Here is a 19,953-nt window from a genome sequence, read left to right as displayed (position 1 = left end):
ACTCAAAAAAAAACAGCGGCACCGATTGGGCCGCTGTTTTTGTTTAAATAATGCCTCGTTACGTGTCGGTCAGGAATGTCCCGGAATGCAGGATGATGTCGAAATGGTGCATTCCGTGTTTCAAGGCAAAGCTGACCGAGTGCCCGGCCTTGCGCAGACGTTCCGCATAGTCGCGGCTTTGTCGAATGAATTCGCCGGTGTCCCGTTCCCCCACTGAAACATGATAGCGGGGGCCCGGTGGGGGCAGGTTGCGGATCGGGGACAGATCGTTCACTTCGACCGGGGTCAGGTGCAGCGGATCATTCACGGATGTCAAACTGACGGGTTCCAGATCATAAACACCGCTGATCAGAAGCACGTCACGCACACGCAGCCCGGCACGGGCCAATGCGCCGGCCGAGGTCGCCATGACCATGCTAGCCAGATGAGCGCCGGCACTGTGCCCTGACAAGGTGATCCGCGTCGGGTCGAATCCCAGTGCCTCGGCCTGTGACGCAAGCCACAGAAGGGCGTCGCGGCATTCGTCGACCATTTGATCCAGCCGCGCATCCGGAGCAAGCGTGTAGTTCAAGGTGGCAAAGGATTGCTCGGCTTCGATCAGCGCCGGGGCCATCATGGCCGATTCGCGCTGGCTGAGATCCTGCCAATACCCACCGTGAACAAAGACATGCAGCGGGGCGCCGGCCCCCTTCGCGGGAAAGAAATCCAGCACCTGGGCTGGGGTGCCGCCATAGGCCAGGTTGGCCTGAACGGGCAGCTCGGCACGGGCTTGCGCACTCAGCGTTTGATAGCTGGCCAGATAAGGGGTCAGGTCGCCACCGATCATCGAACTGGGAGAGTATTCCCGCTCCAGTTCGGCTTGTGAAAATCCGCGATACAGCATGGATCAGCCCTGCCCGCTGTACATGAGTTCCGTCCGCACATCATAGAGGTCATGAAAGAACCGCAACTCAAGCGCCTTTCGCAAGAAAGCAACGCCGCTGGAACCTCCGGTACCGGGTTGCATTCCGATCACACGTTCAACCGCAGTGGCGTGGTCAAAGCGCCAGCGTTGAAACAGGCTTTCCACATCCATGAGCTTTTCGGCCAGCGCATACAGATCCCAATACTTGTCCGTGTTGCGGAACACGTCGACCCAGATCTGAACCACGCGCGGATCACCGGAATAGGGTTCGGAGTAGTCCCGCTCGATCAAGTCTTTTGGAACGTCGAACCCCTGTCGGGCCAGCATGTGCAACACTTCGTCATACAGGGACGGTTTGGTCAGGGCGGCGTTCAGCATCTCCATCACCTCGGGGTCATGCTCGTGCACTTTCAGGGTCGAGGCATCCTTGTTGCCCAGAATGAACTCGATCTGCCTGTACCCATAGCTTTGAAACCCGGAAGAGTTGCCGAGGGCCTGCCGAAACGTCATATAATCGGCCGGCGTCATGGTCAGCAGGGTTTCCCAGGCCGCAATCAATTGCCGTTGAATGGCCTTGATGCGGTCGAGGTTCTTCATGGCGGGTCCGAATTCATCTTGTTGCAGGAACCGGCGGACCTCGACCAGTTGGTGATGCATCAGTTTCAGCCACAGCTCACTGACCTGATGAATGATGATGAACAGCATCTCGTCAGGTTGTGCGGGGTCCTGAAACGTCTTTTGCAGGTTCAGCAGCGTCTTCAGTTGCAGGAAGTCGCCATAGCTTTTGCGGTGCGTTTCGGCGAAATCAGTGACCAGGGTGTCTTCGACCCCCCGCTGCAACAGACGATCGTCTTTGTCCTCGCCCATCTCATGCCTCCCTTGTGCAAGTCTTGCACCTGTCTAGGGGCTGAGGTTGCAACTTTCCAGCGCGTTAGGCCCAGTCCAGAACAACCTTGCCGGACAGGCCTGATTTCATCGCGGAAAACCCTTGGGCGAAATCATCAACCGCAAAGCGGTGCGTGATCACGCGGGACACATCCAGACCGTTTTGCAGCATGGCGATCATCTTGTACCACGTCTCGAACATCTCACGCCCATAGACCCCCTTGATCGTGATCGCCTTGAACACGATGCGCGACCAGTCAACCGGAGACTTGCCCGGTGGAATCCCCAGCAACGCGATCTTTCCACCCATCACCAACGCTTCGACCATCTGGTCCAGGGCGGCCTGCGAGCCGGACATCTCAAGCCCGACATCGAACCCTTCTTTCATCCCAAGCTCGGCGATGACGTCCTGCAAATCCTCGGTGGATACATCGACGGTCCGCACCGAAGGAACCACATGTTCCGCCAGTTTCAATCGGTCTGCATTGATGTCGGTGATGACCACGTTGCGCGCACCCGCGTGACGAGCGACGGCAGCGGCCATGATGCCGATGGGGCCTGCACCCGTGATCAGAACATCCTCGCCCAGCAAATCAAAGCTGAGGGCAGTATGCACTGCGTTGCCCAGCGGATCGAGGATGGCTCCGATCTCATCCGGTATGTCGTCGGGCAAGGGAACCACGTTGAAAGCAGGCAGTTTCAGATACTCGGCAAATGCGCCCTGTTCGTTTACTCCTATGCCCCGCGTGCCCGGATCCAGGTGGAACTTTCCGGCGCGGCTCTGGCGGCTGTCGGTGGTGATCAGATGACCTTCGCCCGAGCACCGCTGGCCGATTTCAAGCCCTGTCACGTTGCGTCCGATCTCGACGATCTCTCCGGCAAACTCATGGCCGGTGATCATCGGAACCGGCACGGTATGAGAGGCCCATTCATCCCAGTTCCAGATATGGATGTCGGTGCCGCAGATGCCCGTCTTGTGGATGCGGATCAGCACGTCATCCGGGCCGATTTCGGGGATCGGGGCCTGCACCACCCACAGCCCCTCTTCGGGTTTGGATTTTTCCAGTGCTTTCATCGTGTTGGGTCGCATGGACTTACTCCCACAAATCGGTCGACAGGTATTTCAGGCCGCTGTCACACATGATGATTGCGACGCATCCGCCTTCCTCGGGACCGCGAAGCAGTTCAATTGCCGCGGCAAGGTTCGCGCCTGCCGAATAACCGGCGAATATCCCCTCGGTGCGGGCCAGAAGCCGGGCACAATCCCGCGCGGCCTTTCCCGAAACAGCAAGGTGTCCGGCCAATTGGGCGCCCTTCAGATGCACCAGATCACCCATGGCGTAACCACCGCCCTGAATGGGGTGATCCGGGATCGAAACCGGTTCACCGGCCAATGCGCGTGCGCCTTCGGGTTCTATGGCATAACACCGTACGCCGTGTCGGTTCAGATACTCTGCCGCGCCAGCCAGTGTTCCACCGGATCCTGCAAAATCGCAGAATGCCGTAACGGTGCCTTCGGATTGCGCCCAGATCTCGGGCCCGGTCCCGGTTTCGTGGGCCTTGGGATTTCCCGAATGACCAAATTGATCGGCACGATATGCGTTACGTTCGGCTGTGATGCGTTTCGCCTCGACATCGACCAGTTCAAGATCGGCGCCCGAGACTTCGCCGGGTTTGCTGCCCGGGGCCTGGGGCACGATGACAACTTCGGCCCCCAGGGCCCGCATCATACGTGCACGTTCGACCGAGTTCCCGGCGCTCATGACTGCCACGAAAGGATGGCCCAGAATACCGCAAACGATAGCCAGCCCGGTTCCCATATTGCCCGAGGTCAGCTCGACCACCGTTTGCCCAGGTGACAGAGAACCGTCTGCGCGCGCCGTTTCGATGATGGACTTTGCCGCGCGGTCCTTTTTCGAAAACCCCGGCAGCAAGTAGTCAAGCTTGGCGATGATACGCCCGTTCAGCTTCTGCTGGGCACACATGCGCGACAGTTCAACCATGGGGGTGTCGCCGATCACATCGATGACCGATGGAAGGATCATTCGATGACCCCCAGTTCTTTGCCGACCTTGCCAAATGCGGACAGGGCGCGGTCCAGTTCATCCCTGGTCAGAGCCGCGTTCATCTGCGTTCTGATCCGCGCTTGCCCGCGTGGGACGACCGGGAAGAAGAAGCCCGAAACATAGACGCCTTCGTCGAACAGTCGTGAGGCCATGTCTTGTGCCAGCGTCGCCTCACCCAGCATCACCGGGATGATCGGGTGTTCCCCGGGCAGCAGGTCAAAACCGAGCTTTTCCAAGCCAGCGCGCCAGTACTTGGCGTTTCCGAACAGTTGCGCGCGCAGCATGTCGCCTTCTTCGACCAGACGGATCGCCTCCAATCCGGCAGCGACGATGGAGGGCGGCAGCGAGTTTGAGAACAGATAGGGCCGCGCCCGCTGCCGCAGCAGGTCGATCACTGGCTGCGGCCCGGCGATATAGCCGCCGATTGCCCCCCCAAGTGCCTTGCCCAAGGTTCCCGTCAGAATATCCACATCGACGCCGAAATGATCCGGTGTGCCGGCCCCGTTCGGCCCCATGAAGCCGGTCGCGTGGCAATCGTCCACCATGACAATCGCATCGTATTTATCGGCCAGTTCCCGGATTTTCGGCAGGTTGGCCAGATAGCCGTCCATCGAGAACACGCCATCGGTGGCGATCATGATGTGCCGCGCCCCGTCCTCACGCGCCTGTTTCAGCCAGGCTTCGAGATCGTTCATGTCGTTGTTCAGATAGCGATAGCGTTTGGCCTTGCACAGCCGCACGCCGTCGATGATCGAGGCGTGGTTCAGGCTGTCCGAAATGATCGCGTCTTCCGGACCCAGCAGAGGTTCAAACAGCCCGCCATTGGCGTCGAAACAGGCGGCAAAAAGGATGGAGTCGTCCTTGTTCAGGAAACTGGCAAGACGTTGTTCCAGTTCGCGGTGAATGTCTTGCGTGCCGCAGATGAACCGAACCGACGCCATGCCGAATCCCTTGGGGCCCATAGCTTGTGTTGCGGCCTCGATCAGCGCGGGATGATCCGCCAGACCCAGATAGTTGTTGGCACAGAGGTTGATCACCTGCTTGCCGCCGACAGTAATCTCACCGCCCTGAGGCGAGGTGATCATTCGTTCGCGTTTGTAAAGACCCTCAGATTCGATCTGCGCAAGTATGTCCGTGATATGGGACAGGAATGCATCTGCCATGGCGACCTCCGTTCAACTGAGTCGCACATCTAACATAGCGGATGAAATTCCCAAATAGGGGAAATTCAATATGAAGGAAAAATATCCGTGAAGGTGGAATTTCGCGGGTGTCAGGCGTTTTTTACGATCAGGAATACCCGGGCCGGTCCTTTGGCACAGATGGAATGCGCAATGTCGGCGGCATATCGGGCCGTGTCCCCCTGGTTCAACTCGGTCACCGCATTGCCTGAAGTGACCTTGACCGCGCCTTCCAGCACGGTGAGCTGTTCACGGGCACCGCGGGCATGGGGTTGGCTGTTCAGGGCCCCGTCCTCGTCGAATTCGATATCATAGACTTCATGACCCCCGGCCTCTTCAGGCGGTGACAGGATGCGAATTCGGCAGTTCTGCCCCATATTGTCGATGCTTGGGACCTCGGAGCTTCGCAGAACCTCGATCTGGTCCGTGGCCTTTGCGCCCTCCAAGAGACCGGCGAAATCCACCTGCAACGCGCGTGTCAGGTTCCACAGGGTCGAGATCGTCGGGCTGCTTTCTCCGCGTTCGATCTGACTGACCATGGACCGGGACACGCCGCTGAGATTGGCGACCGCTTCCAGGGACAGACCCTTGGCCCGTCGCGCCTCTTTCAAGCGGGCGGGCAGGAGGTTCAGGATATCGTCTGTGTCTTCCGTCATGACGGAATCCATGGGGGCTGCGCAACGCAATGTCAATTCCCGCCGTGACGGGACGTCTGGGGCGACAGTGCCATTCTGCGCATGCATAATGCAGCGAAATTCAGGAGGAGTAGCTCATGAGCGATATCGTTATTCTCGACGGTGCCCGCACCGCAATTGGCACCTTTGGTGGTGCGCTGGCTTCAACCGCGCCGATTGATCTGGCCACTGTCGCGACGGAAGCGGCGCTTGAGCGCTCGGGGGTTGAGGGGGCGCAGATCGGGCATGTGGTGTTCGGTCATGTGATCAACACTGAACCGCGTGACATGTATCTGTCGCGTGTTGCCGCGATGCAGGCGGGCATTCCCAACGGCACACCGGCCATGAACGTGAACCGTCTGTGCGGATCCGGCGCGCAGGCGATCGTGTCAGCCGTGCAGTCCCTGATGCTGGGCGATGCTGACTTTGCCGTTGCGGGCGGAGCAGAGAGCATGTCACGAAGCCCCTACATCGTTCCGCAGGCGCGCTGGGGCGCGAAGATGGGCGACGTCACCTCTCTAGACATGATGCTGGGTGCGTTGAACTGCCCCTTCGGCACAGGACATATGGGGGTGACGGCCGAAAACGTGGCGGATGAGCATCAGATCAGCCGTGAACAGATGGATGCGTTCGCATTGGACAGCCAGACACGTGCGGCTGCGGCGATCGAGGCTGGGTACTTCGATAGCCAGATCACTCCGGTACAGGTCAAGGTCAAGCGGGACATGGTCGATTTCAAAGTCGACGAGCATCCAAAGGCGACGACCGCCGAAGCGTTGGCCGGTCTGCGCCCGGTGTTCAAAAAGGACGGGCGTGTGACGGCCGGCAATGCCTCGGGCATCAATGACGGGGCGGCGGCGATGGTGTTGGCGACAGCGGATGCGGCCGAAAAGGCTGGGTTGAAGCCGAAGGCGCGTGTCATTGGGTATGCGCATGCGGGCGTGCGGCCGGAAGTCATGGGCATTGGCCCTGTTCCGGCAGTGCAAAACCTCTTGAAGAAGACGGGCTTGTCAGCAGAAGATTTCGACGTGATCGAAAGCAATGAAGCCTTCGCCGCGCAGGCTCTGGCCGTAAATCAGGAGCTTGGATTGGACGCAAGCAAGGTGAACCCCAACGGCGGTGCGATTGCGTTGGGGCATCCGGTGGGGGCCACTGGTGCGATCATCACGCTGAAAGCGCTGTACGAGCTGGAACGCACCGGTGGGTCCAAAGGGCTGATCACCATGTGCATCGGGGGCGGTCAGGGGATTGCCATCGCCATCGAACGGCTCTGATCCGCAAGTGGTGCGGGGGGCTGTCTGCCCCCCATCGCGCAAGGCGCGATTCCCCCCGAGGATATTTTTGGCCAGATGAAGCAGGTAGGTTGGTTTTAGTTGAGCGCGCTGATCAGCAAGACCAGCGCTGCACCTGCTGCGGCTCCGAACGTGGCAGGCAGAACAATGGACCACAGGGTGGACGTCTGCGGTTCGTCTTTCTGGGTTTGTGCGATCAGTGCGTTTTCGACCAGGGCCGGCAGACGCGGGCCGAAGCGGGCCAGAACCATCGCGGTTTTTCCCAAATCCCGCAGGGCCGCCCGGGGGCCGATGGATTGTTTGATGTAGTCTTCGACCACGGGGCGGGCGACCTCCCAGATGTTCATATGTGGGTCGAGTGAGCGCGCGACGCCTTCGACGACAACCATGGTGCGTTGCAGCAGGATCAGCTCGGTTCGTGTTTCCATCCCGAACCGTTCGGTCACTTCGAACAGATAGCTCAGCAACCGCCCCATGGAAATATGCGTGGCATCCATGCCGAAGATCGGCTCGCCCACGGCCCGCAGAGCGCGGGCGAACTCGTCCACGTCCTGATTGGCGGGAACATAGCCGGCTTCGAAATGCACCTCGGCCACGCGTTTGTAGTCGCGGCGGATGAAGCCAAACAGGATTTCGGCATAGACCCGGCGTGTGTATTCATCGATATGCCCCATGATGCCGTAATCATAGGCTATGATGTCTCCGTTCGCGGCCACCTTCAGGTTGCCCTGGTGCATGTCGGCGTGGAAAAAGCCGTCGCGCAGGGCATGGAGAAGGAACAGGCGCAGGACACGTTCGGCCAGATCATTGCGGTTGTGACCTGCGGCATCCAGAGCATCATTGTCACCCAGTGCGATCCCGTCCGCCCAGCTGAGCGTCATGACGCGGCGCGCGGACAGTGACCATACAACGGGGGGCAGCCAGAAGCCGGCGTCGTCCTTGGTGTTGGCGGCATATTCTGAGGCCGCCGCGCTTTCCAGACGCAGATCCAGTTCGCCGCGTACGACACCGTCGAAATGCTCGATCACTTCCATCGGGCGCAGACGGCGCGCGCCAGGCGCGCAGAGTTGCACCATGCGGGCGGCGAAATAGAACGCATCGACATCTTTGCGGAACGCGCGTTCGATCCCCGGGCGCAGGACTTTGACCGCGACATCCTCACCCGTGCTGGTCAACTTGGCCTTGTGAACCTGCGCAATAGATGCAGCGGCAATCGGCTCGCTGAATTCGCTGAACATGTCCGAGATCGGCTGACCCAGTTCTTTCTCGACTTCGGCCATCGCGTCGGCTTTGGAGAAAGGCGGTAGCTTGTCTTGCAGAACGCGCAGTTGCTCGGCCAGTTCATTTCCAACGACGTCCGGGCGGGTCGAAAGCACTTGACCGAATTTTATATAGGCGGGGCCAAGCGCCGTCAGGGCGCGCGTGGCGGGTGGCATCCCGGGGTCGCCCTTGTAGCCAAGCCATTGAAAGGGTTTGCCCAATGCGTGGGCCAGGATGCGAACGGCGCGCGGGGCTTCGAACGCATCCAGTACCACGTTCATTGCGCCGGTGCGCTCGAGCGTGGCGCCTGTGCGGATCAGGCGGATGATGTTATGGGGACCACGCATGTGTCAGATCTTCCAGCCGGAATGCAGCGCGGCGATACCCATGCTCAGGTTCCGGTATTTGGCGTTTTCGAAACCTGCGGTGCGAACCATGTTCAGGAACGTTTCCTGATCGGGGAATTTTCGGATCGATTCGACCAGGTATTGATAGCTGTCATAGTCATTGGCGATCAGTTTCCCCATGCGCGGGATGACGTTGAAACTGTAGAGGTCATAGAGTTTCTGAAGCCCGTCATTGGGCAGTTGGCTGAATTCCAGAACCATCAGGCGGCCGCCGGGTTTCAGCACACGGTAAGCCTCGTTCAAAGCTTCTTGCGGGCGGGTGACGTTCCGAATGCCGAACGAGATCGTATAGACATCGAATGTATTGTCTTCGAAAGGCAGGGCCATGGCATCGCCCACGACCCAGTTCAGGCTGTCCGACATCTGATCTGCTTCGGCGCGTTGCCGCCCTTCGATCAGCATCGGCTCGGTCAGGTCCAGCACCGTGGCGTGGCCGTGGCCCGCGCGCTTGAGGAACCTGAACGAGATGTCGCCCGTTCCGCCGGCCACGTCCAGCAGCCGCTGGCCGGGGCGCGGCGCCAGCCAGTCCATCATGGCGTCCTTCCAGACCCGGTGGATACCCATCGACATGACATCGTTCATCACGTCATATTTCGAGGCAACCGAGTTGAATACGCCCTGCACACGCCCGGCCTTTTCGGCCTCGGGGACGGTTTCGAAACCGAAATGAGTGGTCTTGTCGCTGTTGTCGGACATTTGCCTTGCCGTTTGTCGAATTTCGCCTCTGTTATAGGGCCAAGAGAGGCGGGCACAATGCGGCCCTTTGAATTAGGAGCCCTGTAATGCCCGAATTACCTGAGGTCGAGACAGTAAGACGCGGCCTGAGTCCTGCCATGGAGGGGGTCGTGATCGAACGGGCTGATGTGAATCGCCCCGATCTGCGCTGGCCGTTCCCCGAACGTATGGCCGAACGGCTGACCGGGCAGCGGGTAGAGCGGCTGCGGCGGCGGTCGAAATACATCCTGGCGGATCTCCGCAGCGGCGAGACCTTGTTGATCCACCTGGGTATGTCGGGGCGGATGACGGTGTCGGGCGACCCGTTGGGACAGTTCGTCCATGACCATCCCGCCGTGCAGAAACATGACCATGTGGTCTTTCATATGGCCAATGGCGCACGCATCACCTTCAACGACCCTCGCCGGTTTGGCGCGATGGACCTGTTGCAAACGGACAACGCCGAAAATCACAAGCTGCTGTCGGTTCTGGGGCCCGAACCCTTGGGCAACGATTTTCACGACCAACACCTGATCGATGCGTTCAAAGGCAAGAACACGCCTGTCAAATCCGCCTTGCTGGATCAGGGAATCGTTGCCGGTCTGGGCAATATCTATGTTTGCGAAGCTCTTTATCGCGGCCGAGTGTCGCCACGTCGCAAAGCCGGACAGATTTCGGCACCCCGCGTGGCGGCGCTTGTTCCGATCATCCGGCAGGTGTTGCAAGACGCCATAGAAGCCGGCGGGTCCTCGCTGCGGGATTTCCGCCAAGCCGATGGAGAACTTGGATATTTTCAGCACAGCTTTGATGTCTACGGTCGCGAGGGCGAGGCCTGCCGAACCGAAGGGTGCGGAGCGCCGATCAAGAGAATCACCCAGTCCGGTCGCTCATCCTTCTATTGTGCGCAATGCCAAAGATAGCTTGATCCAAGTTTTTCGCGTGGTAAGGAATCGTACCTGAACGGAACAACCGGAAGCTTTCCTCTCATGGCTTTTGAGACGATCATCGTCGAAATCGAAGACCACGTCGCACTTATCAAACTCAACCGACCGGATGCGTTGAACGCGTTGAACACCCAGTTGCTGGGTGAGCTCTGCACCGCGCTGGAAGATGCGGACAGCAATGACAAAGTGCGCTGCATCGTGATCACCGGATCGGACAAGGCCTTTGCCGCCGGCGCGGACATCAAGGAGATGTCCGAGATGAGTTTTGTCGACGTCTACAACATCAACCTTTTTGCCGACGCGAATGATCGTGTGACCGCGATTCGCAAGCCGATCATTGCGGCCGTGGCAGGCTATGCGCTGGGCGGTGGATGTGAACTTGCCATGCTGTGCGATTTCATCATCGCGGCGGACACCGCGAAATTCGGCCAGCCCGAGATCAATCTGGGCGTCATTGCCGGATTGGGTGGAAGTCAGCGTCTGACACGGTTTGTGGGTAAATCCAAATCGATGGACATGAACCTGACGGGGCGTTTCATGGATGCGGACGAAGCTGAACGCGCAGGTCTCGTGAGCCGGGTGGTGCCGGCCAAGAAACTGATCGAAGAAGCCGTGAGCGCAGCACAGAAGATTGCCGAGAAATCGCAGCTGACCGCAATGGCCGCGAAAGAAGCGGTGAACCGCAGCTACGAGCTTCCGCTGAGCGAAGGTATGTTGTTCGAGCGTCGTGTCTTCCATTCGATGTTCGCAACCGAAGATCAGAAGGAAGGCATGGCTGCGTTCCTGGAAAAGCGCACGGCGCAATTCCGCGACAAGTAACGCGCGGGATCTCTATGGCGGGTGGGCTTGAGCCCGCCCTTTTTTCCTGGCCATGGTTTGAAGAATCAACTTGGCAACTCCCCAAAACTTGGGTAAAGAGCGCCGCTATACATGCGCGTGCGGCCCGCTTGGCCCGACTCACACTCGTGATTTCTGATCCGGTGCGGATATGTCCGTGGCGCGCAACCCAAGATTAACGTACCGTACAAAAGGTCAGAGACACATGGCTAATTCGCCTCAGGCAAAGAAACGCGCCCGTCAGAACGAAAAGCGTTTCGCAATCAACAAAGCACGTCGTTCGCGCATCCGCACCTATCTGCGCAAAGTCGAAGAAGCGATCGCATCCGGCGACAAGGACGCGGCGACCGCGGCCCTGCGTGCGGCTCAGCCCGAGCTGATGCGTGGCGTCACCAAAGGTGTCTTCCACAAGAACACTGCGGCCCGCAAAATGTCGCGCCTGTCCGCGCGTGTCAAAGCGCTGGGTTGAGCTTTCGGGTGACCCTGCGTCACGTCAGAAAAGCTGAACTATTCTGAAAGGCGTCGCACATTGCGACGCCTTTTTTCGTGTTGCCAGAAAACCGCGCCTTCACGAAACCGAGAGATTCTTTCGGCCAAAGACCCGAGTCAATATCGAAGTTTCGTTGCCGCGCCCCGCTTCGAATTGCTACCACTGATGTCAGCGATTCACTCGCTTGGGGGGACAGGCTGTTTACCCGATTGAACTGACGGGCATCAGAACGATCTGGGGACAATTGTCGACGACTGGCGCAAGCCAGGCTGCCGATCTGTCGTGGTTTCCGGGTTATACCCGGTGATCTCGGCCCTGTCTAAAAAATTGAGATTGCGACGTGCAACCCGGTTTTCGGGGCGCTCTGTTATTGTTGAGCGTCAGATTTGGGGTTTGCCGAGCATTCCGGGACAGTCCCGCCAAGCCATTTGGTTTGGCGACAGGATACCTATTGCGTGTGAATACAACACCGGGAAACCGGCTTCGTCTGAATAAGGCTGACAGGCCAATAAGAATGGGATGCGTGAGGCGCTTAATGACACAAGAGAAATGGGGACTACTGCGTAACAAATTGCTGAAGGCCATCGGTCGGAACAACTATACGACCTGGATCGAGCCTTTGGAATTCAAGGAGCTTCAGGATGGCGTGGCGGTTTTCTCGGTGCCGACCAATTTCATGGGCAATTATGTCAGCCAGAATTTTGCGGACCTCATTTTGTACGAGCTGAACACCGCAGGTGAAACTGTGCAACGTCTGGATTTCCGCGTCGCTGCAAACTCGCCAGCCCGGCCCAAGCCAGCTGTCGATACGCCGCCGGTGGCAAAGCCGGAACCTGTCGCCGCGCCGAGCGAGGACCCGGCGCAGGATACATTGGAATCGCTTCAGGCCGCCCCGTTGGATTCCCGCTTTACCTTTGACAGTTTTGTCGTCGGCAAACCCAATGAACTGGCCCATGCTGCTGCGCGTCGGGTATCCGAGGGCGGGCCGGTGACCTTCAATCCGCTGGTACTGTACGGCGGCGTGGGGCTGGGTAAGACCCACCTGATGCATGCCATTGCATGGGAGCTGAAAACCAAACATCCCGAACTCAATGTTCTGTACCTGTCGGCGGAACAGTTCATGTACCGGTTCGTGCAGGCCCTGCGCGAGCGTCGGATGATGGATTTCAAACACCTGTTCCGTTCGGTTGACGTTTTGATGGTTGACGACGTGCAGTTCATCGCCGGCAAGGATTCCACTCAGGAAGAGTTTTTCCACACGTTCAACGCGCTGGTGGATCAGAACAAGCAGATCATCATCTCGGCCGATCGCGCCCCGGGTGAGATCAAGGATCTGGAAGATCGGGTGAAATCCCGCCTGCAATGTGGTCTGGTGGTCGACCTGCACCCGACCGATTATGAACTGCGTCTGGGCATTTTGCAGAACAAGGTGCAGCAATACAGTTCATCCTATCCGGACCTGGCGATTGCCGATGGCGTTCTGGAATTCCTGGCGCATCGCATCTCGACCAATGTTCGGGTGCTGGAAGGTGCCCTGACCCGTCTGTTCGCGTTCGCGTCGCTGGTTGGCCGCGAGATCGACATGGAACTGACCCAGGATTGTCTGGCGGATGTGTTGCGCGCCTCGGAACGCAAGATCACCGTTGAAGAGATCCAGCGGAAGGTGTCTGAATACTACAACATCCGCCTCTCCGACATCATCGGCCCAAAGCGCCTGCGTTCTTACGCGCGTCCGCGTCAGGTGGCGATGTATCTGTGCAAGCAGTTGACCAGCCGGTCGCTGCCCGAGATCGGCCGCCGTTTTGGCGGGCGAGATCACACGACGGTCATGCATGGCGTCAAACGCATTGAAGAGCTGAAGCTGACCGATGGTCAGATCGCTGAAGATGTGGAAATGCTGCGCCGGTCACTTGAAGCCTGATCTGCGCCTGTAATGCAGGAAACCGCCCCGGTTCCTCGGGCCGGGGCGTTTCTTGTGCGCATTAGTCCACGGTCGGATCAGAACTGGTGCCTGTCAGGCACGCTGCCCTTGACGCTGGACGCAATCCAACCCAGAAAACCGTAAAAAATCCTTGTGCCTCAGGGTGGAACCGCTAACGTGCCAGTCCCGCCCATGTCGGTACGCAAGTCAGAGGAATTGAGGGTATGAAGATCAGCATCGAACGCGGCACCCTTCTCAAGGCCGTTTCGCAGGCCCAATCCGTAGTGGAACGCCGCAATACCATTCCCATACTTGCCAATGTTCTGATCGAGGCGGAAGGCGATCAGGCGCTGTTTCGCGCGACCGATCTGGATATCGAGGTGGTCGACAAGGCCCCGGCGCAGGTCGAGAAAGCCGGCGCTACCACCGTGGCCGCGACCACCTTGCACGAGATCGTGCGCAAATTGCCCGACGGTGCCCTTGTCACCCTGACCGCCGACAACGCGGCAGGGCGTTTGACGGTTGAGGCGGGTCGGTCGAATTTCTCGCTGGCGACGCTGCCGAAAGAGGATTTTCCGGTCATGGCGTCGTCGGAGTATCAATCAAACTTCACGGCTTCGGCTGCCCTGCTGCGACGGTTGTTCGACAAGTCGAAATTCGCGATTTCAACAGAAGAGACCCGGTATTATCTGAACGGTGTCTACATGCATGTGGCCGACGGATCCGATGGCGGCAAGGTGTTGCGCTGCGTGGCCACCGACGGTCATCGGCTTGCTCGGATCGATGCCGATTTGCCGGATGGTGCAGAGGGCATGCCGGGCGTTATCGTCCCGCGCAAAACCGTGGGCGAGCTGCGCAAGCTGCTGGACGATGATGAAATGGATATTGCGGTTTCGGTCAGCGAAACCAAGGTGCGTTTCGCCACGCCGGATATCACACTGACCTCGAAGGTCATCGATGGCACCTTTCCTGACTACACACGCGTCATCCCGCAAGGAAATACGCGCAAGCTGGAAGTTGATGCCGCCGAGTTCGCACAGGCCGTGGACCGGGTGGCAACGGTGTCTTCCGAGCGTTCGCGTGCGGTGAAGCTGCAACTGGATGGCGACAAGCTGGTTCTGTCGGTGAATGCTCCAGATAGTGGCGCGGCCGAGGAAGAACTGGCCGTTGCCTATGGTGATGAGCGTCTGGAGATCGGGTTCAATGCCAAATATCTGCTGGAGATCGCGTCTCAGGTGGATCGAGAGAATGCGGTGTTCATGTTCAATTCAGCTGGCGACCCGACCCTGATGCGCGAAGGCAATGACCAGAGCGCGGTTTACGTCGTCATGCCAATGCGCGTCTGATCGCGCGGACGCGCGATGCCTCCGGCGGGAGTATTTTTGAAAAGATGAAGGGAGGGGTCATGGGATTGGCCCTGACCGAGCTTACGGTCTCGCATTTTCGGTCTCACAAGCTGGCGCGGTTGTCTCTGGACGGGCGGCCGGTGGCGATTCACGGGCCGAACGGGGCGGGCAAGACCAATATTCTGGAAGCGGTATCCTTGTTTTCACCCGGTCGCGGAATGCGGCGGGCAAGCGCGGCCGAGATGACGCGGCGGCCCGAGGCGTTGGGCTGGAAACTGTCGGGACTGTTGCATTCGCAGGGTCAGAATTTCGAAATCGAAACCTGGTCTGAGGGCGGTGCAGCGCGGCAGGTAAGGATTGATGGAAAGACAGCCACCCAGATTGATCTGGGCAAACTTGCGCGGGTGGTCTGGCTGGTTCCGTCCATGGACCGCCTGTGGATTGAAGCGGCCGAAGGCCGGCGCCGGTTTCTTGATCGCATTGCGCTCAGTTTTGATCCGTCTCATGCGGAGGCCGCGCTGACCTACGAAAAAGCGATGCGCGAACGTAACCGTTTGCTGAAAGAGCAGAAGCGTGACGCGCATTGGTATGCCGCGCTTGAGGGTCAGATGGCGGAGATGGGGCATCGTATCCACGCAGCGCGATTGGCGGCGTTGCACCATCTGAGGGTGGCGCAGGATCAGGCGGAAACGGCATTTCCGTCTGCCGAGTTGGAATTGGTGCAAACCGAAGGTGCGATGCCCGAAACGGCTGAGGATTTGCGCGAGGCTTTGAATGAAAGTCGGTTCAGGGATCTGGCTGCGGGCCGGACTTTGGTCGGGCCGCATCGGTCGGATCTCTATGGCGTGTTTGCTGCCAAGGGTGTTCCGGCCAAGGATTGTTCCACCGGTGAGCAGAAGGCGCTGCTGGTTTCATTGATCCTGTCCAATGCACGAGCTTTGGCCGCAATGGTGGGGGCGCCACCAATCGTATTGCTGGATGAGGTGGCCGCACATCTGGACGCGGGTCGGCGCGCCGCACTTTATGACGAGATTTGTGCGTTGGGTTCTCAGGCCTGGATGACGGGCACCGGGCCTGAACTGTTTGAAGAGTTGGGTGACCGGGCCCAGTCGCTGGTCGTTTCCGAAAGCGATGAGGGATCAGTCGTGGCGGTTTAGGCCGGTTCGTTGACTTTACGTTCCCACAGGAAGCCGCGCATGGCTTCATCGACTGGCGTTTTGGCCATGTGGTTGACGTAGTTCGACATGGTTTTCTGTGCCAGACCCAGCACCACGTCCAGAACCGCGCGATGCGAATAGCCCGCGTCGAAGAACGCCTGAAGCTGTTCCTCGGTCGGGTTGCCACGGGTTTCCATCACTTGCAGGGTGAAGGTGCGCAGCGCTTCGAGCTTGGCGGAAGGCAGTGGAGTTTCATTGCGCAGAGCCTGGGAGATTTCGTCTGATACCTTCATCATCTTTGCGATGCCGGTGTGCGCGGGCACGCAATAATGGCATTCGTTTTCCACATTGATGGTCTGCCAGACGACGGTTTTCTCATCGTTGTCGAAATCGGTCTGCAAGAACAGGCCGTGCAGAACCTGATAGCCTTCAAGGTGCTGTGGGCTTTCTGCCATCACCTTGTGCAGGCCCGGCAAACGTCCAAAAGCGGCCTGGGACTTTTCCAGCAGAGGTTTGGATGCTTCGGGTGCGGATTCGAGGTCATGAGACGGGAAGGTGGCCATGTCGGATCTCCTGTTTCTGGCGCGATGGGTGGTATTTAGGGTTTCTTGAGCGATCACTCAAGTATATATTTGAGCGAGCGTTCAAGAATTGGTGATGCCGATGCCCCGTAAACCCGCATATGATCGCGACGCGTTGATCGCGAAGGCCCGTGACATCTTTTGGCGTCAGGGCTGGGCTGGTACGTCGCTGAAAGACCTGGAGCGGGAATTGAAGCTGAAACCCGGCAGCTTTTATGCTGCATTCGGGTCGAAAGATGCGCTCTATGCGTTGACGCTGGAACGCTACACGCAAGAAGGTGTGGCGCGCCTGAAAGCCCTTGCCGAAAGTTTGGGGCCGAAGGAAGCGCTCAAGGCGCAACCTCGTCTGGTCATCGAAGCGGTCGAGAACCCGGCAAAGGCCTGCATGTTGGCAAAAACATATGCTGAGTTGCAGGCGAAGGATCATGCGCTTGCGGATCAGGCCGCGTGTCACATGGCGGAAATGAAAGCGTGTTTCGCCGACCTGTTCCGCAGCGCCCAGGCTGCCGGTGAAATCCGGCCCGAACATGACCCGGATCGGCTGGCGGCGCGGTATCAGTCGGATCTTCTGGGGCTTCGGTTGTCGGCTGAACGCAAGGATGTCGATGCGCGGGAAATCGCGGCGGATATCGCTTCTGACATCGACCAGTTGTGAGGTGGATTCGGGTGCGCAGAAAACGACCCGAGCATACACAAAATATTGGGGGATCGCGTGACAATCCCCACCAGAAAACGTATAAGGTACCAAAATAATATAGGTACTGACTGAATGTCCGAAGACGCACAGGCTCCCCAGGAATACGGCGCAGATTCCATCAAAGTTCTCAAAGGTTTGGAGGCCGTTCGCAAACGCCCCGGCATGTATATCGGGGACACGGATGATGGCTCGGGCCTGCACCACATGGTGTATGAGGTTGTCGATAACGGGATTGACGAAGCGCTGGCGGGTCACGCCGACCACGTGACCGTGAAAATTCACGCGGATTCCAGCGTTTCTGTCAGCGACAACGGTCGCGGAATTCCGGTTGATATCCACCCGGAAGAAGGCGTGTCGGCAGCCGAGGTTATCATGACCCAGCTGCATGCGGGCGGCAAGTTCGACAGCAATTCCTATAAAGTATCGGGCGGTTTGCACGGTGTGGGTGTTTCGGTGGTAAACGCGCTGTCGGATTGGCTGGAGCTGCGCATCTGGCGCGCGGGCAAAGAGCACGTGGCACGCTTTGAGGGGGGCGAAACAGTAGAGCACCTGAAGGTCGTCGGTGAGTGTGGCGATCGTACGGGAACCGAAGTGCGCTTTCTGGCGTCAACCAACACGTTCTCGAACCTCGAATACTCGTTCGAGACGCTGGAAAAACGGCTGCGTGAATTGGCGTTTCTGAACTCGGGCGTGCGGATCATCCTGATCGACGAGCGCCCGGCAGAACGGCTGGAAACCGAGCTGTTCTACGAGGGTGGCGTGAAGGAATTCGTCAAGTATCTCGACCGGTCCAAAACTCCGGCCATGCCCGAGCCGATCTATATCAAGGGCGAGCGCGACGATATCGGCGTCGAGATCGCAATGTGGTGGAATGACAGCTACCACGAGACGGTGCTGCCCTTTACCAACAACATCCCGCAGCGTGACGGCGGGACCCACGTGGCTGGGTTCCGCGGCGCGCTGACCCGGACGATCAACAACTATGCGCAGTCCAGCGGGATCGCGAAAAAGGAAAAGGTCAGCTTCACCGGTGACGATGCGCGCGAAGGTTTGACCTGCGTATTGTCGGTGAAAGTGCCCGACCCGAAATTCTCGTCCCAGACCAAAGACAAGCTGGTTTCGTCCGAAGTCCGTCCGGCGGTCGAAGGGCTGATGAACGAAAAACTGGCCGAGTGGTTCGAAGAGAACCCCACAGAAGCCAAGAGCATCGTCGGCAAGATCATCGAGGCCGCGTTGGCCCGTGAGGCTGCGCGCAAGGCGCGCGAACTGACCCGGCGCAAGACCGCGATGGATGTGAACTATCTGGCTGGCAAGCTGAAGGATTGTTCCGAGAAAGACCCATCCAAGACCGAAGTCTTCCTGGTCGAGGGAGACTCGGCCGGCGGGTCTGCTCAAACCGGCCGGGACAGGCTGACACAGGCCGTTCTGCCCCTGCGCGGTAAAATCCTGAACGTCGAGCGCGCCCGGTTCGACCGGATGCTGTCGTCTCAGGAAATCGGCAACCTTGTTATGGCGCTGGGCACGGGCATTGGCCGCGATGAATTCAACATCGAAAAGCTGCGCTACCACAAGATCGTCATCATGACCGACGCGGATGTGGACGGCGCGCATATCCGGACGCTGTTGCTGACCTTCTTCTATCGGCAGATGCCGGAATTGATCGAGGGTGGGTACCTCTATATCGCGCAACCGCCGCTGTATAAGGTTTCCCGCGGAAAGTCAGAGGTTTACCTGAAGGATCAGGCCGCTCTGGATGACTATCTGATCAATCAGGGCGTCGAAGGCGCTGTTCTGAAACTCGGCTCGGGTGAGGAAATCATCGGCCAGGACCTGACCCGCGTGGTCGACGAGGCGCGTCAGCTGAAACGTGTTCTGGATGCGTTTCCAACACATTACCCGCGCCATATTCTGGAACAGGCCGCCGTGGCTGGGGCTTTCGTGCCGGGTGCGGTGGACGCCGATCTGCAAGGTGTGGCTGACAAAGTCGCCGCGCGGCTGGACCTGATCGCTTTGGAATACGAACGCGGTTGGCAGGGTCGGATAACACAGGATCACGGCATCCGACTGGCCCGTATTCTGCGCGGTGTCGAAGAGGTTCGCACGCTGGACGGCCCGATGCTGCGCTCGGGCGAGGCGCGCAAGACCGGCAGCTTTACGCAGAGCCTGCAAGAAATCTACAACTCTCCGGCCACCTTGATCCGTCGTGATCGCAGCCAGATGATCCACGGTCCGCTGGACTTGTTGCGGGCCATTCTGGAAGAGGGTGAAAAGGGCTTGTCCCTGCAGCGCTATAAAGGTCTGGGTGAGATGAACCCTGACCAGCTGTGGGAAACGACACTGGACCCGGATGCGCGGACGCTGCTGCAAGTGCGCGTGGATGACATGGTTGAGGCGGATGATCTGTTCACCAAGTTGATGGGTGACGTCGTGGAACCTCGTCGAGAGTTCATCCAGAAAAACGCCTTGAGTGTTGAGAATCTGGATTTCTGATTATTTTGTAGGTTTGCGCATAACACTTCGCACACCCCATAAGTTTGCGCAGTTTGCCCATAGTTTTGCGCTGCGCGATTGTCTGCCCTAGCGGTGAATTCAATCAT

At 58.8% G+C, this 19,953-nt stretch carries 18 protein-coding genes; 9 read left to right on the top strand and 9 right to left on the bottom strand.

The window, feature by feature from the left end; translation table 11 throughout:
• Positions 1-58: 58 nt before the first annotated feature.
• The 6 genes from AC2FFD_RS11670 to AC2FFD_RS11645 all read right to left on the bottom strand — a co-directional run bounded on the left by AC2FFD_RS11670 (position 59) and on the right by AC2FFD_RS11645 (position 5,692).
• Positions 59-883 carry an alpha/beta hydrolase gene (locus AC2FFD_RS11670; protein ID WP_496873132.1) on the bottom strand — a complete coding sequence of 275 codons (825 nt, stop codon included), beginning with the start codon at positions 881-883 and terminating at the stop codon, positions 59-61.
• Between the two features lie 3 nt (positions 884-886).
• Positions 887-1,771: a tryptophan 2,3-dioxygenase gene (locus AC2FFD_RS11665; protein WP_496873131.1), complete on the bottom strand. Its 885-nt coding sequence runs from the start codon at positions 1,769-1,771 to the stop codon at positions 887-889.
• A 64-nt stretch (positions 1,772-1,835) separates the two neighbouring features.
• A complete protein-coding gene (tdh, locus tag AC2FFD_RS11660; RefSeq protein ID WP_496873240.1) occupies positions 1,836-2,864 on the bottom strand; it encodes an L-threonine 3-dehydrogenase in 1,029 nt (342 codons plus the stop codon).
• 19 nt (positions 2,865-2,883) lie between these two features.
• Complete coding sequence (locus AC2FFD_RS11655) at positions 2,884-3,834, bottom strand: PLP-dependent cysteine synthase family protein (protein ID WP_496873130.1); 951 nt, start codon at positions 3,832-3,834, stop codon at positions 2,884-2,886.
• Positions 3,831-5,018 carry a glycine C-acetyltransferase gene (locus AC2FFD_RS11650; RefSeq protein ID WP_496873129.1) on the bottom strand — a complete coding sequence of 396 codons (1,188 nt, stop codon included), beginning with the start codon at positions 5,016-5,018 and terminating at the stop codon, positions 3,831-3,833. The genes AC2FFD_RS11655 and AC2FFD_RS11650 overlap by 4 nt, the downstream gene beginning before the upstream one ends.
• A gap of 110 nt (positions 5,019-5,128) precedes the next feature.
• Entirely contained in the window at positions 5,129-5,692 is a 564-nt protein-coding gene (locus AC2FFD_RS11645) for a helix-turn-helix domain-containing protein (protein WP_170345661.1), read from the bottom strand.
• Between the two features lie 116 nt (positions 5,693-5,808).
• On the opposite strand from AC2FFD_RS11645, the gene AC2FFD_RS11640 reads away from it, so the two are divergent.
• Complete coding sequence (locus tag AC2FFD_RS11640) at positions 5,809-6,984, top strand: acetyl-CoA C-acyltransferase family protein (protein ID WP_170345660.1); 1,176 nt, start codon at positions 5,809-5,811, stop codon at positions 6,982-6,984.
• Positions 6,985-7,079: 95 nt separating this feature from the next.
• Here the strand turns inward: AC2FFD_RS11640 and ubiB are convergent, their stop codons facing one another.
• Positions 7,080-8,609, bottom strand: coding sequence for a 2-polyprenylphenol 6-hydroxylase (ubiB, locus tag AC2FFD_RS11635; protein WP_170345659.1), 1,530 nt, complete (start codon positions 8,607-8,609; stop codon positions 7,080-7,082).
• A 3-nt stretch (positions 8,610-8,612) separates the two neighbouring features.
• Positions 8,613-9,365, bottom strand: coding sequence for a bifunctional demethylmenaquinone methyltransferase/2-methoxy-6-polyprenyl-1,4-benzoquinol methylase UbiE (ubiE, locus tag AC2FFD_RS11630; protein ID WP_170345658.1), 753 nt, complete (start codon positions 9,363-9,365; stop codon positions 8,613-8,615).
• 86 nt (positions 9,366-9,451) lie between these two features.
• Between ubiE and mutM the strand changes: the two genes are divergently transcribed.
• The 6 genes from mutM to recF all read left to right on the top strand — a co-directional run bounded on the left by mutM (position 9,452) and on the right by recF (position 16,078).
• On the top strand, positions 9,452-10,303 hold the full coding sequence (mutM, locus tag AC2FFD_RS11625; RefSeq protein ID WP_496873128.1) for a bifunctional DNA-formamidopyrimidine glycosylase/DNA-(apurinic or apyrimidinic site) lyase: 852 nt from the start codon (positions 9,452-9,454) through the stop codon (positions 10,301-10,303).
• A 66-nt stretch (positions 10,304-10,369) separates the two neighbouring features.
• On the top strand, positions 10,370-11,146 hold the full coding sequence (gene acuK, locus AC2FFD_RS11620; RefSeq protein WP_117870917.1) for an acryloyl-CoA hydratase: 777 nt from the start codon (positions 10,370-10,372) through the stop codon (positions 11,144-11,146).
• A gap of 223 nt (positions 11,147-11,369) precedes the next feature.
• Positions 11,370-11,633, top strand: a complete 264-nt coding sequence (gene rpsT, locus AC2FFD_RS11615) for a 30S ribosomal protein S20 (protein ID WP_170345656.1) — start codon at positions 11,370-11,372, stop codon at positions 11,631-11,633.
• A 556-nt stretch (positions 11,634-12,189) separates the two neighbouring features.
• On the top strand, positions 12,190-13,575 hold the full coding sequence (gene dnaA / locus AC2FFD_RS11610) for a chromosomal replication initiator protein DnaA (RefSeq protein WP_170345655.1): 1,386 nt from the start codon (positions 12,190-12,192) through the stop codon (positions 13,573-13,575).
• Positions 13,576-13,799: 224 nt separating this feature from the next.
• The gene (dnaN, locus tag AC2FFD_RS11605; RefSeq protein WP_170345654.1) at positions 13,800-14,921 is read left to right on the top strand and encodes a DNA polymerase III subunit beta; all 1,122 of its coding nucleotides are present in this window, start codon (positions 13,800-13,802) and stop codon (positions 14,919-14,921) included.
• 59 nt (positions 14,922-14,980) lie between these two features.
• Entirely contained in the window at positions 14,981-16,078 is a 1,098-nt protein-coding gene (gene recF / locus AC2FFD_RS11600) for a DNA replication/repair protein RecF (RefSeq protein ID WP_257599837.1), read from the top strand.
• Here the strand turns inward: recF and AC2FFD_RS11595 are convergent.
• Positions 16,075-16,641, bottom strand: a complete 567-nt coding sequence (locus AC2FFD_RS11595) for a carboxymuconolactone decarboxylase family protein (RefSeq protein ID WP_257599838.1) — start codon at positions 16,639-16,641, stop codon at positions 16,075-16,077. The two genes, recF and AC2FFD_RS11595, sit on opposite strands and share 4 nt — an antisense overlap.
• Positions 16,642-16,741: 100 nt before the next feature.
• On the opposite strand from AC2FFD_RS11595, the gene AC2FFD_RS11590 reads away from it, so the two are divergent.
• Both AC2FFD_RS11590 and gyrB read left to right on the top strand, forming a co-directional pair.
• Complete coding sequence (locus AC2FFD_RS11590; RefSeq protein ID WP_496873127.1) at positions 16,742-17,314, top strand: TetR/AcrR family transcriptional regulator; 573 nt, start codon at positions 16,742-16,744, stop codon at positions 17,312-17,314.
• Positions 17,315-17,428: 114 nt separating this feature from the next.
• A complete protein-coding gene (gene gyrB, locus AC2FFD_RS11585; protein ID WP_257599840.1) occupies positions 17,429-19,846 on the top strand; it encodes a DNA topoisomerase (ATP-hydrolyzing) subunit B in 2,418 nt (805 codons plus the stop codon).
• Positions 19,847-19,953 lie beyond the last annotated feature (107 nt).

This window comes from Ruegeria sp. YTSC002 (assembly GCF_059609845.1).
Note: the sequence above shows the minus strand (reverse complement) of the source record. Positions and strands in the feature narration are given on the sequence as shown.

What these genes read in the sequence shown, in the direction of transcription:
- rpsT (WP_170345656.1), top strand. Translation starts at nt 11,370, where the DNA reads ATGGCTAATTCGCCTCAGGCAAAGAAACGCGCCCGTCAGAACGAAAAG.
- mutM (WP_496873128.1), top strand. Translation starts at nt 9,452, where the DNA reads ATGCCCGAATTACCTGAGGTCGAGACAGTAAGACGCGGCCTGAGTCCT.
- gyrB (WP_257599840.1), top strand. Translation starts at nt 17,429, where the DNA reads ATGTCCGAAGACGCACAGGCTCCCCAGGAATACGGCGCAGATTCCATC.
- AC2FFD_RS11655 (WP_496873130.1), bottom strand. Translation starts at nt 3,834, where the DNA reads ATGATCCTTCCATCGGTCATCGATGTGATCGGCGACACCCCCATGGTT.
- AC2FFD_RS11590 (WP_496873127.1), top strand. Translation starts at nt 16,742, where the DNA reads ATGCCCCGTAAACCCGCATATGATCGCGACGCGTTGATCGCGAAGGCC.
- AC2FFD_RS11645 (WP_170345661.1), bottom strand. Translation starts at nt 5,692, where the DNA reads ATGACGGAAGACACAGACGATATCCTGAACCTCCTGCCCGCCCGCTTG.
- recF (WP_257599837.1), top strand. Translation starts at nt 14,981, where the DNA reads ATGGGATTGGCCCTGACCGAGCTTACGGTCTCGCATTTTCGGTCTCAC.
- acuK (WP_117870917.1), top strand. Translation starts at nt 10,370, where the DNA reads ATGGCTTTTGAGACGATCATCGTCGAAATCGAAGACCACGTCGCACTT.
- tdh (WP_496873240.1), bottom strand. Translation starts at nt 2,864, where the DNA reads ATGAAAGCACTGGAAAAATCCAAACCCGAAGAGGGGCTGTGGGTGGTG.
- AC2FFD_RS11595 (WP_257599838.1), bottom strand. Translation starts at nt 16,641, where the DNA reads ATGGCCACCTTCCCGTCTCATGACCTCGAATCCGCACCCGAAGCATCC.
- dnaN (WP_170345654.1), top strand. Translation starts at nt 13,800, where the DNA reads ATGAAGATCAGCATCGAACGCGGCACCCTTCTCAAGGCCGTTTCGCAG.
- AC2FFD_RS11665 (WP_496873131.1), bottom strand. Translation starts at nt 1,771, where the DNA reads ATGGGCGAGGACAAAGACGATCGTCTGTTGCAGCGGGGGGTCGAAGAC.
- AC2FFD_RS11650 (WP_496873129.1), bottom strand. Translation starts at nt 5,018, where the DNA reads ATGGCAGATGCATTCCTGTCCCATATCACGGACATACTTGCGCAGATC.
- dnaA (WP_170345655.1), top strand. Translation starts at nt 12,190, where the DNA reads ATGACACAAGAGAAATGGGGACTACTGCGTAACAAATTGCTGAAGGCC.
- AC2FFD_RS11640 (WP_170345660.1), top strand. Translation starts at nt 5,809, where the DNA reads ATGAGCGATATCGTTATTCTCGACGGTGCCCGCACCGCAATTGGCACC.
- AC2FFD_RS11670 (WP_496873132.1), bottom strand. Translation starts at nt 883, where the DNA reads ATGCTGTATCGCGGATTTTCACAAGCCGAACTGGAGCGGGAATACTCT.
- ubiE (WP_170345658.1), bottom strand. Translation starts at nt 9,365, where the DNA reads ATGTCCGACAACAGCGACAAGACCACTCATTTCGGTTTCGAAACCGTC.
- ubiB (WP_170345659.1), bottom strand. Translation starts at nt 8,609, where the DNA reads ATGCGTGGTCCCCATAACATCATCCGCCTGATCCGCACAGGCGCCACG.